Origin of the sequence: Butyrivibrio sp. INlla21 (assembly GCF_900116875.1) — a bacterium.
In the GTDB taxonomy this organism is placed as follows: Bacteria; Bacillota; Clostridia; order Lachnospirales; family Lachnospiraceae; genus Butyrivibrio.
In genome coordinates, this window is sequence record NZ_FPCC01000006.1 from 130,205 (window position 1) to 148,931 (window position 18,727).

Here is an 18,727-nt window from a genome sequence, read left to right on the forward strand (position 1 = left end):
TTGAATGATGAGCGTTGGGGAAATCTATGAGAATAATTGACATATACAATTGTATAGCTACGGCTGCCTGCGTCCTTATGGGCGCGGCAGCTTTTGTAATTGGGAAAAAGAGGGAGCGAGGCAGCTTAGACGGTGGTCGCGGCTTCGGCGGCGACGATGCCGGCTCCGGAATCGGTGTTGGCGCGGGCGGATTGTCTTCTAAAGCGACGTATATTGCGCTTGCGGTTATCATCGCGGTGGCGGCGTTTCTAAGGCTCTTTTTACTGGGCCGTGTGCCCCTGGGACTTGCGCCGGACGAAGCATCGATCGGCTACGACGCATACGCGATCGCGAAGTTCGGCATCGATCGCAACGGCTACGCATATCCCGTATATCCCATCACTTGGGGCCCCGGCGGCGGAAGCCCGCTTCTTATTTATTTAAACGTACTTTCAATTAAATTATTTGGAACAGGCATCGTTAAACTCCGCATGATCCCTGCGATCTGCGGCATCCTGACGGCTATTTTGTTTTTCTTTATATTAAAAGAGCTTACGGCTAAAAGAGCTTACTCAAACGAGATCAGTCTTTTCGGAACCGCTTTTCTTGCGGTCTGCCCGTGGCACGTGATCCTTTCAAGATGGACGCTTGACAGCAATATCATGCCGTTTACGCTTGGGCTTGCGGTTTATCTTTTTATGCTCGGAATAAAAAGAAACAGCACTTTGTTCTACTGTTTGAGCGCAGGCATGTATTCAATCTGCATGTACAGCTACGGTTCCGCAACTATCGTTGTTCCGCTGCACCTACTTTTAATCTGCATTATTTGCCTTAGAAAAAAGGTTTTGAATATTAAGCAGCTAATTGCTTCGGGCGTTACGTTCATGGTCCTTTTTGCACCGCTCTTTGTGTTCTACGCGGTAAATTACCTTGGGCTTCCCGAGATCATAACGGAGCATTTTTGTATCAATAAATTCACGGCGTCAAGAACGGGAGAGGTATTCCTTACACCCGGTCCCGGCTTCTTTGGTCAGCTCATTGATAATGCGAAGACTCTTTTGATCGCGCTTACGATAGGGGACAGGCATGAAATGCTCTGCCATTTCTATCCCGGCTACTGGATGCTCTATGTGTTCACGTTCCCGATTGTGTTTATCGGAATTTCTATCGGGGTAAAAGAGCTGTTCGCGAAGGAGCGCGACGGCGCAGGCGCGGTTTCCGGCGGCGATGGCACTGATGCCGGCGAGGGCTGTGTGGCCAACGCTTCTGATGCGGCTGCGCTTTATTCTATGAATGCCGTTTGGTCTACACTTTTGATCGCTTGTTTTGTTATGGCGATCGCGATCAAGGCGGACGCGAGCAGGATGGTAATGATGTACCTTCCGCTTATCTTTTACTTTGTAAAAGGTGCGGAGTTTGTACTTGTGAATTCCAAGAAGCTCTTTTACGCGCTTTGCGTGATCGTGCTTCTTGCAGCAATTTCTTTTGCCAAGGATTACTTTACCGACTTTACCGATAAGGCGGCGGACGTGTTTATGCCGGGCTACGGCGATGCGATGGTAAGAGCCTACGAGATCGCAGGAGATGACAGAACCGTCTACTCAACGTACGACGGACTTTCCTCGCCGTTCATGCTCGCGCTTTACTATACGAATTATTCGCCTGTGGACTTCCACAACACCGTTGTCTACAAGGATCCCGACGCGGAATTCAGAGTGGCCGCAAGCTACGGCAATTTCGTATTCGGACTTCCTGAAGATGTGCTCGCAGTCGTTTCGGACGATGAGTCCGCGGATGCAGGCACCGAGATCGGCGCAGATGTTATTGAAGCAAACTACGGCGACGATATCTTCGTTCTTTCAAGCGCAGAAAAAGATGCGCTCGGCGACCTTCCAAATGGCTATAATGCCGAGCAGGTCGGCGGATATGTGATCGTGTATAAGTAAATACGTTGTATGTCTAGATAAGACTGTGTGCAGGTTTGCGCATGGTCTTATTTTTGCTATGAAAAATGTAGTAACAAATAAAAATGGACTCCTTGAATGGGGTGGAAGATGTATGCTATCATGTTAATAAGTTATTCACATACGCGCTTATAAGATAAAAAGGAAGGATAGGGGAAATGTCTGATAATAAAATGTATATGGACACTAACGTGTTCACGGGTATTGTTGGGGACATAAAGGGTTCTGCGTCCTGGTGCAAACTTCAAGATGATGGTCTTTTAGATAATGAAGCATGGGAAGGAACCGGTGTCGGACGATACATGAATACAATTTTAAAGCAGGTCTATAAGACTTCGCATCTATATATGGCAGAGTCTGCCGAAGCACTTCCAACAGCTTTTTTTAAAATGAGAGACAGCATAATCAAAGTTGATGATGTTGCAAGCAAGAGCATCGTTGTCAATGAAGATAAATCCGGAGGTACTATTGTATGAGTATACATTCCAGGATAGAAGAGTTAAAGCGAAGGATAAAAAAATACAGGAAATATATCAGAGAACTGGAAGAACTGTACCGCCAAACTGAAGGAGGCTTTAAAAAAATAGAAAGAAATGTACAGATTCCTGAAGAAGCTTATGATCTTTCAAGAGCAGATAAATGGAGAGGCATTCTTAAAGACGAAGGGAAACGATTAAAAGATATGACCATCTCAAACATAAAGAAAGATCAGGCTCTTACATCAGATTTTATGTCGGATATTCTGGTCACTATAGAAAATCTGCATAAGCTTATTCAAGATTGTGAAGAAGAGATAGAGGAGCTTGAAGCAATGCTCTATGCTCCGGCAGAACAGCAGATGTAATAAGTAGCGAAAAAGGAAAGAGGCTATAAATGGGAATACGATATGACGCCGAGCAGGTGGCTGAGTTTATTGATGGCTGGAGTCACGCGCATGAAGGGTATAAAATAAATGCGGATGTACTTGCAGAACAGTACCGGAAATATTGTGATAATGAAACTTTTATAGGTCAGGCTGCAGAAGCTTCCAAGCTTTTTGTAAGCGATAAACAGATGAATCTTCATGATGAAAATCTTGAGATCCAGAAAAAACTTTTACTCAGATATCGGATAATAGAAGAAGACTTTAAGGGTATGGTCGATTCATCACCAAAAGCAAGGATAGATACCGATGTTCTTAGAGAAAACAGGGATCATTTTGATAGACAGTTTGAAAAGCTTGATCATGAAGGCGCAGAGATAGAAAAAATATCCCAATACGTAATAGAAAAATTCGGTAAATACAATTCAAATATCACAAGAACATCTTACACAAGATCTAGAAAGTCATATGAAGAGGATGCAGATTTCTGTGATGAATGCAAAAGGAAAGTAGAAAAGTTTGATGAACTATCACTTGCTTCTGCAAAAAAGTCAGGCCTTGAAGAACAAAACTATGACCTTCAGAAATGTCTTACAGCTACTACATCAGCGCTTAACAAGATGCAAGTCTCTGATCCGAAGATGGAGACTTCTGTTGTAAATTTGCTTGCCACCGGCGGAGCACCAAAGGCAATGAAAATGGGCGGTGTCACTGCACAGTCTAATGCAGTGTTATTGAATGTTTCCGATGGCTTTGCTATCCCAATGGAACCTGAGGTATGGTATGGATTAGAGGAGACAGTTAAGACTATACTTGAAGTCGGCAAATATACAATGCAGCAAATAGAAGCAGTAATAGCACAGCTGCCGGCACTCGCCACCTTAGTTGTAGGCGATGGACCTTTACCTATAGGGGATTTAATAGCAGCGGGGATACTTGCTGCTGACGCTACATTGATTGTTATAAAAACTGCGGAGTTTTTGCGGGCTTATAATTTTAGTAAATCCAAAGGCAAATCCAAGACTAAATCTAAAAGCAAAGGAAAAGATAAAAATCAAGAGAAACCGCATCGTAAGAACAAAGATGGGGAACCGCTTGGAAAAAACGGGACTAAAATGGATCCAAAAACTATATGGCAGAGAGGAAAAACCGAAAGAGTTGATGTGGAGAATCCTAAACCAGGTGATGGAAATGGTAACGTACACTATCATGATGCAAAAGATGGAAAATATATTTTTGATCCTGTAGATGGAAAGCTTTATTATGATGATCCACCATATCCGGAAGCACCACCAAGTATTCAAAGAATGTTAGAAGATCCAGCGATTCAAAGGGCTATAGATAAAGCTTTAAAATATTTAGGTGAACCACCTTTTTTTAAGTAGGAAGGATTTTTATTATGATAATAATGAACAAGCTAATGCAAGAAGAATATTTAAAAATAAAGGATATGGATAATACATTTGATTTTATAGGAAAACTTTCTGTGATCAATCCAACGATATATAAAATTCAAGATGGTATTTTTATAAAAATTAATGATCGAGAAAGGGTTACTGAAGAAGCGGTAGATTATTTTGATTATGATGAATTATCTGAATATGAGTGGAGCCGAAGCGAATTTTTGATTGGAAGTTATTTCGATGGAATAACCTATGAACAAAGTTTGAGATTAGCATTTGATCTTGTTGAACTTTGGGGATATAAATTTCACGCTCTATTTCCGAATGAAGAATTTCATATTATTATAAGCGTTAGCACAATTGATGATACAGAAGAGAAGACAGTAAGGATAATGTATTACACATACAGAGGTGATGATAGTTTTCACTACGAATTGGATGCTTTAGATGATTATTTAGATAGTGCAATTATGGTAAATGTTGTCGAAGCAGATGAAGAATATGATGACGACGATGAAGATAACGATGATATAGAGATCTAAGAATATAAATAATAACGCTTTGCGTGAAACGCTAATAGGGAAATGAATTTATTATGATAATAATGAACACGCGCATGCAAGAAGAATATTTAAAAATCAAAGATATGGATAATACCTTTGATTTTACCGGAAAGCTTTCTGTGATCAATCCAACGATATATAAAATTCAAGATGGTATTTTTATAAAAATTAATGATCGAGAAAAGGAGTCTGAAGAAACGTTAGATTATTATGATTATGATGAATTATCTGAATTTGAATGGAGCCAAAGCGAGTTTTTGATTGATAGTTATTTTGAAGGAATAACCTATGAACAAAGCTTAAGATTAGCATTTGATATTGTTGAACTTTGGGGATATAAATTTCACGCTCTATTTCCGAATGAAGAATTCCATATTATTATAAGCGTCAGCACAATTGATGATACAGAAGAGAAGACAGTAAGGATAATGTATTACACATACAGAGGTGATGATAGTTTTCACTACGAATTGGATGCTTTAGATGATTATTTAGATAGTGCAATTATGGTAAATGTTGTCGAAGCAGATGAAGAATATGATGACGACGATGAAGATAACGATGATATAGAGATCTAAGAATATAAATAATAACGCTTTGCGTGAAACGCTAATAGGGAAATGAATTTATTATGATAATAATGAACACGCGCATGCAAGAAGAATATTTAAAAATCAAAGATATGGATAATACCTTTGATTTTACCGGAAAGCTTTCTGTGATCAATCCAACGATATATAAAATTCAAGATGGTATTTTTATAAAAATTAATGATCGAGAAAAGGAGTCTGAAGAAACGTTAGATTATTATGATTATGATGAATTATCTGAATTTGAATGGAGCCAAAGCGAGTTTTTGATTGATAGTTATTTTGAAGGAATAACTTATGAGCAAAGCTTAAGATTGGCATTTGATATTGTTGAGCTTTGGGGGTATAAATTTCATGCTTTATTTCCGAATGAAGAGTTCCATATTATTATAAGCGTCAGCACTATTGATGACACAGATGAGAAAATAGTAATGTTGAGGTATTATACGTACAGAGGAGAAGATAGCTTTCATTACAAACTAGATTCTTTAGATAGGTATCAAAAAAGTGCAATTTTGGTAAATGTTGTCGAAGCAGATGAAGAATATTGCGATGATGACGACGATGAAGTTAGATAAATTTGTCTTAGATGCAATCTTGGTAAACGTTGTCGAAGCAGATGAAGAATATTGCGATGAGGGCGACGATGAAGCTGAAGATGGCGAGGACAATGATGAAAAAGAATAAAGTAGGCGCTTGGGATTTCCCAAGCGCCTATAATAATGCCGAACAGGTCGGCGGATATACACGCTAATGTCTGTTTCTTTCTATAGCATTAAATAATGCTAAATAGTCGACATACTGATTATAATACCCCTGCTTGAGGCCTGCTTCCATAAATTCTCGTATAGCACTTATAACATCCACTTTATTGAGGTTAGATTTTGTGCAAGGGGAAGCGTTATCATGCGCGTGGTCGTATGCGGTTAAAATATCATCAAGATTTGCAATCTCACCTTTGTCTTTTAGATATATTCCATAAGCAAAAGTCTCAATCTTATTGGCATGAGTTAAATCCACATCCTTGAGATGAATCTCTTTTACTATAGTCTCCGAACCATCCCATGGATAAAGCCTTGCTATATATACAGGATCTTCCTCATTATAATCAGCCGGCTTATAAAAATTGCAGGGCAAATTATTAGGATCACCCTCGCTTCCGGAAAGAGCGCAGTTGAGATATGTTTCTCCTACACCACAATCTTCCTTACTGTGGAATACACTTGGTATAGGGTCCTTATAATAACCGGTTTGTGGAAGACTGATAGGAGCTTCCATTTTACTTACAGGTTTGTTGGTGGTAGAGCTATACGTAGTTCCATAGCTATATTCCCGGATTAAATGCAACATTCATATGATTGATCCCCTTTCAATAAAAATGCGCGCCATTTCATTGGATTTCATTCCATTGAAAAGACGCGCAAACCATTGCTATCTATATTATCGGCATTTATCATAAAAATATTAGAGCAGTCATCTATTAATACAGCCTGGCTTTATATTAAGATTCTGAACTTAGCTCTTCCCACTCATCATAGAGTGCGGAGAGCTTTTCTTGTATCTCGGTCTGCTCGTCTGTGAGTTTGCGGAGCTTTGCGAGGTCGGTTCCGATGGAAGGATCGGAGAGGGCCTCGGTGATCTCGCTGTCCCTGGCTTCGAGCTTTGCGATCTCGTCCTCGCACTTCTTAAGAGCGGCTTCAAGCTTCTTTCTTCTTGCCTTGTCCTCTTTTTGAGCTTTGTAGTCATCGCTTCCCGAGCTTCCGGAATTTCCTGACGAAGCAGAAGAAGCACCGACAGCAACTCCCGAAACGCCGGCTGCGCCGGGAGCAGAAGATGATGCAACGCTTCCAATCGCACCGGCTCCGCTATCAACCGTTCCGAACGTGTTCTGCATCTTTTCTTCGACGTGCTCGATGTAGTAGTCGTAGTTTCCGATGTAATTGACCATGCTCTTGCGTGTAAGGTCAAGAATCCTGGTCGCAGTCTTATTTATGAAATATCTGTCGTGGCTTACGTAAAGCACGGTTCCCTCGTAGCCTGAGATTGCCGACTCAAGGATCTCTTTACTTGTGATGTCCAAATGGTTCGTCGGCTCGTCGAGGATCAGGAAGTTGGCGTCGGAGAGCATGAGCTTAGCAAGACTGACACGGCCCTTCTCACCTCCCGAGAGGTCACCGATTCTTTTGAATACGTCATCTCCCGTAAAAAGAAATGCCGCGAGAGTGTTTCGTATCTCTGTGTTATTGAGTGTCGGATACGCATCCTGAAGCTCATCAAACAAAGTCTTGTTGTCATTAAGAACGTGGTGCTCCTGATCGTAGTAACCGATCTCAACCTTGGTTCCGAGTGTGATCTTGCCGCTGTCGATACTCTCAAGACCGTTTATCATCTTAAGGAGAGTGGTCTTACCCGTTCCGTTGTCACCGATTATCGCAACGTGCTCACCCTTTTTTATCTCAAAATTAATCCCTGAAAAGAGCTCCTGACTTCCGAAAGACTTAGAAAGGTTCACGGCTTCCAGAACGTCTTTTCCGCTCTCGCAAGAGGGTTTTAATGTGATCTTCATGCTGTCGTCGATCGTCATGGGCTTGTCCAGACGAACCGTCTTTTCCAGCATCTTTTCACGGCTCTCGGCGCGCTTAATAGATTTCTCGCGGTTGAAAGACTTGAGCTTTGCGATAACTTCTTCCTGGTGCTTGATCTCTTGCTGCTGCTTCATGTAAGCGCTCCACTGCGCAAGTCTCTTTTGCTCTTTTTTGACCGAATAGGCGCTGTAGTTTCCGACAAAGCTTGAAACAAGCGTGTTCTCGACTTCAATAACTTTGCCTACGATCTTATCAAGGAAATATCTGTCGTGCGAGACGATAAGCACAGCACCTTTATAATTCAAAAGATAATTCTCAAGCCATCTTATAGAAGTCATATCCAGGTGGTTCGTGGGCTCGTCGAGGATGATGAGATCGGGGCTCTCAAGAAGGAGCTTACCGAGTGCCACTCTTGTCTTTTGACCTCCGGAGAGGGTGGATATCTTTTTATCAAGCTCGTCCTCTGTAAAGCCAAGACCCTTTGCAACGCCCGTAACTTCGCTCTGCCACGCATAGCCCGACATTCTCTGGAACTGCTCGTTCATGAAGGTGTATCTGTCCATGAGGCGTGAGAGTTCCTCGCCCGTAACGTGCTTCATCTCTTCCTCGGCGGCTCTGATGTTTTCTTCAAGCTCGATGACGTGTTTTTTTACCTCGACAAGCTCTTCGAAAATCGTGTTCTCCGTCTGAACGTTCTGGTTCTGCGCAAGGTATCCCCAAGTCACATCCTTGGAAAAAGTCACATCGCCGCTGTCTGCGCCAAGCTCTCCGATTATTATCTTAAGAAGAGTTGTCTTTCCGGCGCCGTTGATTCCGACGATCGCAGCCTTCTCGTTGTTTTCTATATGAAAAGATGCATCTTTCAAAATATCTTTTCCGTCAAAAGATTTATTTATGTTGTGTACTGATAAAATCATAATTAATCTCCAAAATTACATTTCGCAACAACACATTTTAGCATAAGATGATACTAAATGATACAATGTATGTATGATTTTCATTTTACACTTTCGGGAGAGTGGGGATGGCACAGAAGAAAGACAGAAACGGATTAACCGAAAAAGAATTCCTTAAAAACTACAAGGTCGGCAACTACGAGAGACCGTCCGTTACGACGGATATTTTGGTGCTCGGAGTAAGCCCCGATCTCAGCACGCTCAGAATACTTTTGGTAAAAAGAGATGAGCACCCGTATATCGATACGTGGGCGCTTCCGGGAGGCTTTGTGCACAAGGATGAGACCGCATATCAGGCGGCGCAGCGAAAGCTTTCGCAGGAGACGGGACTTGAAGGGGTATACCTCGATCAGATCTATACTTTCACAAAACCCGGAAGAGATCCCAGAACCTGGGTAATGACGATCGCATATCTTGCGCTGGTTTCGGACACCGGATATGATGCGCTTCGCGGACTTACATGCGCGGGAATCGGCGACAACTCAGGCGGCGTGCAGGATGCGGCTTGGTTCGATCTTATCATCACACCCGGAGAGATTAAGTTTATCAATGCCGAAAGAGATGTTGAGATAAAATACGAGATTCAAAACAAGCGCTTTAAGAACGGCAGGACCTATTATGAGAACTGGGTTTCAAGCCTTGAGGGAGATGAGGAGCTCGCTTTTGACCACATCGAGATCATCATAGAATCGATATTGAAATTAAAGGCGCAGTTCGAGCATACGGATCTTGCCTTTAACATGATGAGAGATAAGTTCACGCTTCCGGATCTTCAGGCACTTTATGAGCTTGTGCTCGGAAAGAAGCTGTACAAGACCAATTTCAGAGCGATGGTGGCGCCCAAGATAGAAGCGACAGGGGAAAAGATAAAGTCTATAACCAGCAACAAACTGTCGGCGGAGTATTATTATAAAGGTGAATAAATCCAGATAATAAGCATCCCGGAGAGATCTGTAAAAAGATTTTTCCGGGATTTTATTTTTACTGTTGACAAAGTAGTAATTTACTACTAATATAAAATCAAGAAAACAAAGTAGCAAAATACTACTAAGTGTTTTCTGATGTACATACCGAGTTGTTATCTAATGGAGGAAGGAGGACACAGTATGAAATTCATGAAATTTAAACCCAATGATTATGTGATGGTGATCAAGAATGGAACGGTGGTAAGAGAGGGACTTGGCCTATCTGTTCTGTACAACGACCTTACGACCAACATCATGGTCGCACCCTCAACCGCTTTTGACGGAGCATTTGCTTTTGACGATGTTGTAACCGGAGATTACCAGAGCGTATGTGTTCAGGGCGTTACAACCTACATGATCACAGATTACAACAAGGCATCAAAGATGTTCGACTTCGCATATCAGGATAAAGTCCCGACGGAGCAGAAGATCGCGGAGCAGATGGCTCTTTTGGAGAAAAGAATCAACAACATCATAAAGGCGATTGTCATCCGTGAGGTCAGCAAGAGAGACGTAAGGACGATCATAAGGCTGGCGGACGAGATGGCGCGGACCATAGAGGAGACGCTTACAAACGACGAATCTATCGCAAAGCTCGGAGTCAGCGTAGTTGCGATAAACATCCTCGGCATCAATCCCAAGACCGAGACAAGGAAAGCTCTTGAAGCGGCAGCCAGAGAGCAAATCCTTAAGGAACAGGACGATGCGATCTACAAGAGGCGGAACGCAGCAATAGAGCAGGAGCGAGTGATCAAGGAGAACGAGATCAACACTGAGATCAAGGTCGCCGAGAAGGAAAAGGAGAAGGAAGAAAAAGAGCAGGAGATGAAGCAATACGTTCAGCGCTGCGACCTTAATATGAAGAAAGAGCGCGAGGAAAAAGAGCAAGAGATGCGCATGAAGGCACTTAGAAGCGAACTTGCGATGAACACCGAGAAGCAGGAAAAAGAATTTGCGTTAAAAGAGATGGCTGCGGCGAAGAGGCTCCAGATCGAGGCCAAGGAGATGCAAGGTAAGATCGAACTTGAAAACGAAGAGATGCTCGGAAAGATCGAGCTCGAGAAGAAGAACGCCGAGTTCACAGCTCTCGAAGCCGAGAACGAGAGAATCAAGGCAGACCAGCAGGCATATGCACTCAGGGCTGTGGTCGAAGCATATAACAACCTCAATGTCGCACTTATCGAGGCTTGCGCGATGGCTCAGACAGATCCCGGAACACTCATGGCGATGGGCTTCATGAATCTTGGAGAGAACGCCGACAAGATCGGAACTTTGAATATAACACCGGATCTTTTGCAGACTATTACAACAGGGCTTGTACAGAAATGACATATCCGGAGCAGATATGAGTAGCCAAACTTAGGAGGAAACTATGGACAGGGGAATGAACAAGGTTGTTTTGATAAAACGCCGCACAAGATATGAGGAACTTAAGAGAAGATACAACACCGTTGAACAGGCGAGATTCTATATCGAGCATCTCGGAGCGGACTTCTCCGATTATGAAAAAGAAGACAAGGTCTACAACGCGGCCCTTGAGAATATCAGAAACTTTGTCCGCCCCTGTGCAAGACTCCAGGAGATAGACAGAGAGTATCTTCCGAATATGATCTTCGGAGCAGACGACATAGTGATAGCCGTGGGACAGGACGGACTTGTAGCCAACACCATGAAGTATCTTAACGGGCAGCCCCTTGTAGGCGTCAATCCCGATCCCGAAAGGTGGGACGGAGTTCTTTTACCTTATGAAACGGGCGATGTCGAAAGAGTACTTCCGCGAGTGATTGATGGTAAATTTAATACCAAAAGTGTTACAATGGGAAAAGTAGAAACTAAGGACGGTCAGGTGCTATACGCGGTAAACGACTTTTTTGTAGGAGTAAGCAATCACACCTCGGCCAGATACAACATTAACTATCGTAACCAAATTGAAAATCAGTCATCATCGGGAATCATCGTATCTACCGGATTCGGAATGACAGGCTGGCACAGATCCGTTATGGCGGAATTTAACGGAATGGCCAAGGCGTTCGGACTTAAGAACATTCCGGAGCCCACATACGACTGGGGCGCAAGGCAGTTGACCTTCCAGGTTAGAGAGCCTTTCCCCGGAAGATTTACTCAGGCAGACATTGTCTACGGGCAGATACAGGACCAAGAAAAGCTCATCGTCACATCCAACATGAGTGAGAACGGAGTTGTTTTCTCCGACGGAATCCTGGATGACACGATCGATTTCAACGCGGGGATGGAGATCAAGATTGGGGTTTCGGACCGCATAGGAAGGCTCGTGACCGGCTAGGAGTTTACATGGGGAAGAATTTTGACAGATATTTTGACGGCGAAGGAAATATTAAGGAAGGAGTGCTTGATGAAAATCGCTGGCTTAAGTTCCTGACGGAGACGGACAATGTTTACGTCAACGCGGAGCGCCTTGAGAGCATGGGAAGCTTATCGGGAAAAGAGACTTTGATGTATGTGATGAAGACTCTCGATATCCTCGATGAGATCGCCGAGCGCGACGGTATCCCTTCCAAGGAAAAAGAGCTTATTTCGACCACGCTCAAGTGGTCAGAGGTAGCCAAAGGCGGTATTTCAAAAGAGAGAAGTGCATGGCGCCAAAAAGGCTATCCACTTGATATACACAATATAGCATCTGCCTATATTTATAGAGACGAAACGGGTGATGACGGCTTTATTTATACACTGATCAAGACTCACGGAGTTGTTGGTCAGTGTATTCGCGGTGAGATCTCGGTTTCAGGTAATAAAGAGCTTTTGGCATATCGTGACGACAAAGAGCATGATCTGCAAAGGCTCTTGTTTGCGCTTAACGAGTGCATTATAAGAGCTGTTTCGGATAAGATCTGGGAAGATATCAAAGTCAGCGTCAAGTCGCTTATAAGCGATATTGCTTCGGGTGAGTTAAAAGAGTTTTCGCCGCAGTACAGGCTTCAGAAGCTCTGCCCCGGGGAACTCGAATTCTTTGAAAGTGACGTAGACTTTTTTGCCAAGGAAATCTTTCCGAAATATGATCTTTGGTACTTCGAGGCGGCGCTTTCAAGCTTTGACATGGGCCAGATCAAGACTGTCCTTGTAAATACGTTAAAAGAGATTGCTAAGTCCGGGGAAGAAGTAGAGCATCTTAATTTCAAGCCTCTTTCCGACAATCTTTATTACGACTACGAGGGCAAAAAGCACGTCAATGTCTACAAAAAGCGCATCATAGAGAAATATCTTTTGGATGCGTCCGTTCAGAACGTTGATATTTCGGTGAAGATCGAGAATAAGAGTGCTTTCGTTGATTTTAAGTTTTCCAAGGTCTGCGAAAAGCTCATAGAATTCTGCGTGGAGGCTGAAAGAAGCGGACTTCTTACCTTTGAAAAGAGCATAATCGTGCTCTATGACATGTTTGGATTCAGAAGAGATGCCTTTGACAGGCTTAATAATGAAGACAAATATCTTAGCACCATGAACAACGTTGCGACAAGCACCAAGGACAGCGTTGTTGACTACGTAAAGGGAAACAGCGTCGTTGATGTTGGATCGGGCGGCGGAATCCTTCTGGATAAGCTTGAGAGCAGATTTCCGGACAAGGAGATCATTGGAACCGACATTTCTACCAACGTCATCGAGACTCTTAATCAAAAGAAACATCGCGAGGGCCACGGCTGGAACGTTCTGGTCCACAATTTCGTTGACGGTACCATGGGAAGAGAGGTTGGAAGCATTATCTTTTCCTCAATCCTGCATGAGATCTATTCATACACAGAGGGCGAGAACGGAAGGTTTGATATTGCGAGTGTCAAGAAGGCTCTTAGAAACGCCTACGACAGCCTCGGAAAGGGCGGAAGGATCATAATCCGCGACGGTATCAAGACTGAAGGAAACGCAGTCAGGAAGATAAGGTTTAAGACTGCGGCGGGGCTTGATTTCTTTAAGAACTATGTCAAGGACTTCAAGGGGCTTAAGGATATCCCCGAGGAGAAGAAAGTTCTTTTTACCGACGATAAGAGTCTTACGGTTTCTGGAGACATCAATTTTATAAGAGAGTTTCTGTACACTTACACGTGGGGAAACGAGAGCTATGCGCATGAAGTGCAGGAGCAGTTCGGGTATTTTACGCTGCGAGAGTATCGCGAGTTCTTTGAGGAGATGGGCGCATCTATTATCGTGGCAAAAGAGTTTTTGGAGCCCGGATATCCCGATAATCTCGGCAAGTATCTGGATCTTTTGGATGAAAAAGATGAGGAGACGGAATATCCCGCGTCAAACTGTATAATAGTGGTTGAAAAATCGAAATAATGAATTGACCTCTATTATCATTGAATTTATAATTATTGAGTATGGTTATTTACCCAATTGAGAGAAGTTTGTGTTGAAGGAGTTTATTTTGAACCGTTTATATATACCGCTGCTATGGGAATTGGCGTTGGTCATAGCCACTATTGTGGTGCCCAAGCAAGCTTTTAATTTATTCTTTTTATTCTATTTGGGACTGCTTATCTATTTTTATTTTATTCACAAGCAGTTTTCCTTTAGAAAGATGCGCAGTCATTTTTGCAAGATAAAAACTTTCTGGTTACCTGTAGCACTTACGTTTTTCGGCCTGTTTGGGGCAGGTAAGCTTAAAGATTTTATCACGATGACTTTTTCCTATGATATCGACGATCATGTGATCAACATTATCGTCGAGAACGATCTTGTGCCTACTTTAGTATACGCTTTCATGATGATTATTATGAAGCCCGTTGCTGAGGAGTTTTTCTACAGAAGGGCCTTAATCTCTTTTGACAATAAGAAAAAGACGGCGATCCTTACGGTTGTCAGTCTGTTGCTCTGTTCAATCGCAAGAGCGCACGGCTGGTTGGGGATTGCAGAGTGGATGCTTATGGCTCTGCCCGTTACGATCGCATATCTTTTGACAAGGAACGTCTATGTCACGGTTATGGCACACGTTCTCTTTGAGTTATATGACAACGCTTATGAGGTGGCTTACGTAGTCGGCAGGATCCTGTACAGGTGACGCGGCTTTTGTAAAAGATAATAGTCATATCTAACAAAGGAGAAGAAAAAGTATGTTGGAAAAGTTATTCAAGCTCAAAGAACATGACACCACGGTCAAGAGAGAGATTCTTGCCGGTGCCACAACATTCCTTACAATGGCTTACATTCTGGCCGTTAACCCTAACATCCTGGGTACTGTAATGAATGCAAACGGTGTATTTGTCGCTACGGCACTTGCATCAGCCATCGCTACTTTTATCATGGCATTCCTTGCAAACTATCCTATCGGATTGTCAGCAGGACTTGGACTTAACGCTTACTTTGCTTACACCGTATGCTTAGGTGAACTTGCAAATGAGGCAGAGCCCTTCAGGATCGCTCTTACAGCGGTATTTGTGGAAGGTCTTATCTTTATCGTCCTTTCATTCTTCAAATTCCGTGAGCAGATCATCAATAGTATTCCCCAGAATCTTAAATTCGGTATCTCAGCAGGTATCGGACTTTTCATCGCATTCATCGGAATGCAGAATGCACGTATCATCATTGCTAACGACGCTACAGTAGTTGGCCTCGGAAGCTTCTCAGATCTTGATATGGTACTTGCTCTTATCGGTTTGATACTTATCGCAGCACTTGTTCATTACAATGTACGAGGCGGCGTTCTTATCGGAATCATCGTTATCTGGATTGTTGGTATGATCCTTCAGGCTGCAGGCATTTATGTACCTGCTGAAGGAACAAGCCTTTTCCCTGATTTCTCAAGAGGACTTCAGCTCGGAGCAATCTCAGAGACAGCATTCAAGCTTAACTTTGGATGGGCAGCAAGCCACATCATTCAGTTCCTTGCTATCACATTCAGCTTCCTTTATGTAGATCTCTTTGACACAGTAGGAACAGTAGTAGGTGTTGCCGACAAGGCAGGCCTTCTTGATAAGGACGGCAACCTTCCCAGAGTCGGTCAGGTATTCCTTGCTGACGCTGTAGGAACAACATCAGGTGCCCTCCTCGGTACTTCAACGGTAACAAGTTTTGTAGAGTCAAGCGCAGGTGTTGCAGCCGGCGGTAGAACAGGTCTTACAGCTCTTACAACAGGTGTTCTTTTCCTTGTATCACTTGTACTTAGCCCTCTGTTCCTTGCCATTCCTTCATTTGCAACAGCTCCCGCACTTATCTATGTTGGTATGCTCATGCTCATGAGTATCACAAAGGTTAAGTTCGACGGCGACATCGCTGATTCTGTAGGAGCATACCTTGCAGTAGTTATGATGCCTCTTGCATATTCAATCGCTACAGGAATCATGTTTGCGGTTCTTGCATGGGTTATCCTCAAGGTTGTTTCCAAGAAAGCTAAGGAAGTAAGCCCTATCATGTGGGTTGTATTCGTACTCTTTGCACTGAGAGTTATAGCATTGATCACGAACTTCCAGTAATGGATTTATAAAAAGATAAATGATGTCGGCGTGTGTTTCGGCGCACGCCGATTTTTTATATGATATAGGTGTCGAAAGTCATGGAGCAATTCGTATATCATATTATTAATTACTATAAAAGGGAGGATATTTTATGAGAAAGCAATCGCTTAAGATAAATCCTAAGACGATACTTGCAGGAATAGTTGCACTGTTCATTCTTCTTGTTATCAGTCAGGGATTTTATCAGGTAAAAGAGCAGGAGCAGGCGATCCTGACTATGTTCGGAAAGGTAGTAAGAGTAGATACCGCCGGACTTTATTTCAAGGTTCCTTTCATCCAGAGTGCACATCTTATTGATATGACAACTCACGGAATCGGAATCGGTTACATGATAAAAGACGGTCAGAACATCACGGTTGATGACGAAGGTGTAATGATCACGTCTGATTTTAATTTTGTTGATATCGATTTTTATCTTGAATACAAGGTAAGCGACCCCGTTGCCGCTTATTACAACAGTGAAGAGCCCGAGCTTATCATGAAGAACATGGCTCTTGCATGCATCAGAAATACTGTTGTCAACTATCCTGTTGATGACGTTATCACAACAGCTAAGGGTCAGATTCAGGCTGAGGTAAAAGAGAAGCTTCAGAATGAACTTACCGAAAAGAAGATCGGCCTTATGGTAGTCAATCTCTCTGTTCAGGACGCTGAGCCGCCCACGGAGGAAATTGTTCAGGCATTTAAGTCTGTAGAAACTGCCAAGCAGGGAAAAGAGACCGCTATTAACAATGCCAAGAAGTATCAGAGCGAAGAACTTCCCAAGGCAGAGGCTACAGCCGATAAGATAATTCAGGACGCCGAGGCTAAGAAGCAGTCAAGAATTGCCGAGGCCGAAGGTCAGGTTGCAAGATTTAACGAGATGTATGAGCAGTACAAGTTACAGCCTTATATCACCAAGAAGAGACTTTTCTACGAAGCAATGGAGGATGTTCTCCCGGAACTTAAGGTTATAATCACGGACGGACAGACTCAGCAGATGCTTCCGCTTGAAAGCTTTAGTGATTGAGGAGGTTAACATGGTAAATAAAAAAGGTGTATTTTCGGGATTAATAGTTTTTATTGTGCTGGCACTGCTTATAGTATTAGGTTCAGCCACATTTATAGTTCATCAAAATGAATATGTTACTGTCAGAAGATTCGGTAAGATCATCGCAATTGCAGACGATCCGGGACTTCATTTCAAGACTCCTTTTATTGATGACGCTCAGACAATAAGCGCCAAGGCGGTTCTTTATGATATCCCCGCTTCAGACGTTATCACCAAGGATAAAAAGTCTATGATCACAGATACATACGTTATCTGGAGAGTTACGGAGCCGCTTAAATATGTTCAGACTCTTAATGCTCTTACAGCAAGAGCCGAGGAGAGAATCGAGGCATCCGTATACAATGCGACCAAGAATGCAATCTCTTCAATGACTCAGGACGAAGTCATTGAGGCAAGAGGCGAGACGCTCACCAAGCTTATATCCGAAGAAGCCAATGATGATATGGCAGGCTACGGAATCACAATTGTTCAGGCACAGATCAAGGCTCTCGATCTTCCTGATGATAACAAGAATGCTGTATATGAGCGTATGATCTCAGAGCGAAACAACATCGCTGCTTCATACACTGCGCAGGGTGATGCCGAGGCTCAGAAGATCCACAACGAGACCGACAAGGAAGTTGCCATTGTAAAGGCTCAGGCTGAGAAAGACGCAGCCAAGCTCATCGCAGAAGGTGAGTCATCATACATGGAAACACTTTCCAAGGCATATGATACCGAGGAAAAAGCCGAGTTCTACAGCTACATCAGAGGACTTGATGCCATCAAGGCTTCGATGACCGGCGACAAGACAATTGTTCTTGATAAGAACTCTGAGCTCGCAAAGATCCTCTATGGCAAGTTTAATGATTAAATAGAAAATGAAGTGGCAGCGGAATGGCCGGGCTTTGCCCGGACCCATCCTCGCCGGAAGCAGGGGTGCAAGCAAATTGCTTGCGCCCCTTTTACGTAGGATAATCTTTGCCGCCGCGCGGTCAAGGGCTTTCGCGGCATAAATCCTCGCGCCGGCAGCGCTCCGGTTTATTCCACGGTCCCTTGACTTTGCGGTTTACGCGGGGCGGCGGGCGCGGCGGTGGTCTAGGCGCCTGACAATAATTGTGGACGCGGCAAATTAAGGTTTCGTACCGCCTGAGAAAGAAGTTTGCGCAGTAGGCGGTGCGAAAGATAAGATGTGCACCACCTGGGAAGAAAAAGTGCGCAGTGGGCGGTGCGAAAGATGGGATATGCACCGCCCGGAAAGAAAAAGTGCGCGTGAGGCGGTGCGGAAGACGGGATATGCACCGCCCGGAAAGAAAAAGTGCGCGTGAGGCGGTGCGAGAGTTGTGATGTG

18 protein-coding genes are annotated in these 18,727 nt (G+C 43.4%); 16 read left to right on the forward strand and 2 right to left on the reverse strand.

Annotated elements, in window-relative coordinates; genetic code table 11:
• Window positions 1-26: 26 nt before the first annotated feature.
• From BM377_RS05245 to BM377_RS16620, 8 genes are all read left to right on the forward strand, one after another.
• Window positions 27-1,925, forward strand: a complete 1,899-nt coding sequence (locus tag BM377_RS05245) for an ArnT family glycosyltransferase (protein WP_092244790.1) — start codon at window positions 27-29, stop codon at window positions 1,923-1,925.
• Between the two features lie 176 nt (window positions 1,926-2,101).
• A complete protein-coding gene (locus BM377_RS05250; RefSeq protein WP_092244793.1) occupies window positions 2,102-2,419 on the forward strand; it encodes a hypothetical protein in 318 nt (105 codons plus the stop codon).
• Window positions 2,416-2,787, forward strand: a complete 372-nt coding sequence (locus BM377_RS05255; RefSeq protein WP_092244798.1) for a hypothetical protein — start codon at window positions 2,416-2,418, stop codon at window positions 2,785-2,787. Before BM377_RS05250 ends, BM377_RS05255 begins: the two co-directional genes overlap by 4 nt.
• 29 nt (window positions 2,788-2,816) lie before the next feature.
• Window positions 2,817-4,190, forward strand: coding sequence for a DUF2147 domain-containing protein (locus BM377_RS05260; RefSeq protein WP_092244801.1), 1,374 nt, complete (start codon window positions 2,817-2,819; stop codon window positions 4,188-4,190).
• A 14-nt stretch (window positions 4,191-4,204) separates the two neighbouring features.
• Complete coding sequence (locus BM377_RS05265) at window positions 4,205-4,750, forward strand: hypothetical protein (protein ID WP_092244804.1); 546 nt, start codon at window positions 4,205-4,207, stop codon at window positions 4,748-4,750.
• Between the two features lie 53 nt (window positions 4,751-4,803).
• Window positions 4,804-5,349 carry a hypothetical protein gene (locus tag BM377_RS05270; protein ID WP_092244807.1) on the forward strand — a complete coding sequence of 182 codons (546 nt, stop codon included), beginning with the start codon at window positions 4,804-4,806 and terminating at the stop codon, window positions 5,347-5,349.
• Window positions 5,350-5,402: 53 nt separating this feature from the next.
• On the forward strand, window positions 5,403-5,939 hold the full coding sequence (locus BM377_RS05275) for a hypothetical protein (RefSeq protein WP_092244810.1): 537 nt from the start codon (window positions 5,403-5,405) through the stop codon (window positions 5,937-5,939).
• Window positions 5,926-6,048 carry a hypothetical protein gene (locus tag BM377_RS16620; RefSeq protein ID WP_278289977.1) on the forward strand — a complete coding sequence of 41 codons (123 nt, stop codon included), beginning with the start codon at window positions 5,926-5,928 and terminating at the stop codon, window positions 6,046-6,048. The genes BM377_RS05275 and BM377_RS16620 overlap by 14 nt, the downstream gene beginning before the upstream one ends.
• Window positions 6,049-6,111: 63 nt before the next feature.
• Here BM377_RS16620 and BM377_RS05280 read toward each other — a convergent pair whose 3' ends face one another.
• Complete coding sequence (locus BM377_RS05280; protein ID WP_143104465.1) at window positions 6,112-6,711, reverse strand: hypothetical protein; 600 nt, start codon at window positions 6,709-6,711, stop codon at window positions 6,112-6,114.
• Between the two features lie 151 nt (window positions 6,712-6,862).
• Window positions 6,863-8,863, reverse strand: a complete 2,001-nt coding sequence (gene abc-f / locus BM377_RS05285; RefSeq protein WP_092244815.1) for a ribosomal protection-like ABC-F family protein — start codon at window positions 8,861-8,863, stop codon at window positions 6,863-6,865.
• A 107-nt stretch (window positions 8,864-8,970) separates the two neighbouring features.
• Between abc-f and BM377_RS05290 the strand changes: the two genes are divergently transcribed.
• The 8 genes from BM377_RS05290 to hflC all read left to right on the forward strand — a co-directional run bounded on the left by BM377_RS05290 (window position 8,971) and on the right by hflC (window position 18,250).
• Window positions 8,971-9,825, forward strand: a complete 855-nt coding sequence (locus BM377_RS05290; RefSeq protein WP_092244818.1) for an NUDIX hydrolase — start codon at window positions 8,971-8,973, stop codon at window positions 9,823-9,825.
• A gap of 183 nt (window positions 9,826-10,008) precedes the next feature.
• Window positions 10,009-11,196, forward strand: coding sequence for an SPFH domain-containing protein (locus tag BM377_RS05295; RefSeq protein ID WP_177223806.1), 1,188 nt, complete (start codon window positions 10,009-10,011; stop codon window positions 11,194-11,196).
• A gap of 43 nt (window positions 11,197-11,239) precedes the next feature.
• Entirely contained in the window at window positions 11,240-12,169 is a 930-nt protein-coding gene (locus tag BM377_RS05300) for a diacylglycerol kinase catalytic domain-containing protein (protein WP_092244823.1), read from the forward strand.
• An 8-nt stretch (window positions 12,170-12,177) separates the two neighbouring features.
• The gene (locus BM377_RS05305) at window positions 12,178-14,172 is read left to right on the forward strand and encodes a methyltransferase domain-containing protein (RefSeq protein WP_092244826.1); all 1,995 of its coding nucleotides are present in this window, start codon (window positions 12,178-12,180) and stop codon (window positions 14,170-14,172) included.
• An 88-nt stretch (window positions 14,173-14,260) separates the two neighbouring features.
• Window positions 14,261-14,893 carry a CPBP family intramembrane glutamic endopeptidase gene (locus tag BM377_RS05310; RefSeq protein ID WP_143104466.1) on the forward strand — a complete coding sequence of 211 codons (633 nt, stop codon included), beginning with the start codon at window positions 14,261-14,263 and terminating at the stop codon, window positions 14,891-14,893.
• Between the two features lie 52 nt (window positions 14,894-14,945).
• Complete coding sequence (locus BM377_RS05315; RefSeq protein WP_330392951.1) at window positions 14,946-16,304, forward strand: NCS2 family permease; 1,359 nt, start codon at window positions 14,946-14,948, stop codon at window positions 16,302-16,304.
• Between the two features lie 133 nt (window positions 16,305-16,437).
• The gene (hflK, locus tag BM377_RS05320; RefSeq protein ID WP_092244832.1) at window positions 16,438-17,355 is read left to right on the forward strand and encodes an FtsH protease activity modulator HflK; all 918 of its coding nucleotides are present in this window, start codon (window positions 16,438-16,440) and stop codon (window positions 17,353-17,355) included.
• Between the two features lie 10 nt (window positions 17,356-17,365).
• Window positions 17,366-18,250: a protease modulator HflC gene (gene hflC / locus BM377_RS05325; protein ID WP_092244835.1), complete on the forward strand. Its 885-nt coding sequence runs from the start codon at window positions 17,366-17,368 to the stop codon at window positions 18,248-18,250.
• The last annotated feature ends 477 nt before the right edge of the window (window positions 18,251-18,727 follow it).

Excerpts from the sequence above, each read along its gene's own strand:
- BM377_RS05245 (WP_092244790.1), top strand. The coding sequence starts at position 27 with ATGAGAATAATTGACATATACAATTGTATAGCTACGGCTGCCTGCGTC.
- BM377_RS05250 (WP_092244793.1), top strand. The coding sequence starts at position 2,102 with ATGTCTGATAATAAAATGTATATGGACACTAACGTGTTCACGGGTATT.
- BM377_RS05255 (WP_092244798.1), top strand. The coding sequence starts at position 2,416 with ATGAGTATACATTCCAGGATAGAAGAGTTAAAGCGAAGGATAAAAAAA.
- BM377_RS05260 (WP_092244801.1), top strand. The coding sequence starts at position 2,817 with ATGGGAATACGATATGACGCCGAGCAGGTGGCTGAGTTTATTGATGGC.
- BM377_RS05265 (WP_092244804.1), top strand. The coding sequence starts at position 4,205 with ATGATAATAATGAACAAGCTAATGCAAGAAGAATATTTAAAAATAAAG.
- BM377_RS05270 (WP_092244807.1), top strand. The coding sequence starts at position 4,804 with ATGATAATAATGAACACGCGCATGCAAGAAGAATATTTAAAAATCAAA.
- BM377_RS05275 (WP_092244810.1), top strand. The coding sequence starts at position 5,403 with ATGATAATAATGAACACGCGCATGCAAGAAGAATATTTAAAAATCAAA.
- BM377_RS16620 (WP_278289977.1), top strand. The coding sequence starts at position 5,926 with ATGAAGTTAGATAAATTTGTCTTAGATGCAATCTTGGTAAACGTTGTC.
- BM377_RS05280 (WP_143104465.1), bottom strand. The coding sequence starts at position 6,711 with ATGTTGCATTTAATCCGGGAATATAGCTATGGAACTACGTATAGCTCT.
- abc-f (WP_092244815.1), bottom strand. The coding sequence starts at position 8,863 with ATGATTTTATCAGTACACAACATAAATAAATCTTTTGACGGAAAAGAT.
- BM377_RS05290 (WP_092244818.1), top strand. The coding sequence starts at position 8,971 with ATGGCACAGAAGAAAGACAGAAACGGATTAACCGAAAAAGAATTCCTT.
- BM377_RS05295 (WP_177223806.1), top strand. The coding sequence starts at position 10,009 with ATGAAATTCATGAAATTTAAACCCAATGATTATGTGATGGTGATCAAG.
- BM377_RS05300 (WP_092244823.1), top strand. The coding sequence starts at position 11,240 with ATGGACAGGGGAATGAACAAGGTTGTTTTGATAAAACGCCGCACAAGA.
- BM377_RS05305 (WP_092244826.1), top strand. The coding sequence starts at position 12,178 with ATGGGGAAGAATTTTGACAGATATTTTGACGGCGAAGGAAATATTAAG.
- BM377_RS05315 (WP_330392951.1), top strand. The coding sequence starts at position 14,946 with ATGTTGGAAAAGTTATTCAAGCTCAAAGAACATGACACCACGGTCAAG.
- hflK (WP_092244832.1), top strand. The coding sequence starts at position 16,438 with ATGAGAAAGCAATCGCTTAAGATAAATCCTAAGACGATACTTGCAGGA.
- hflC (WP_092244835.1), top strand. The coding sequence starts at position 17,366 with ATGGTAAATAAAAAAGGTGTATTTTCGGGATTAATAGTTTTTATTGTG.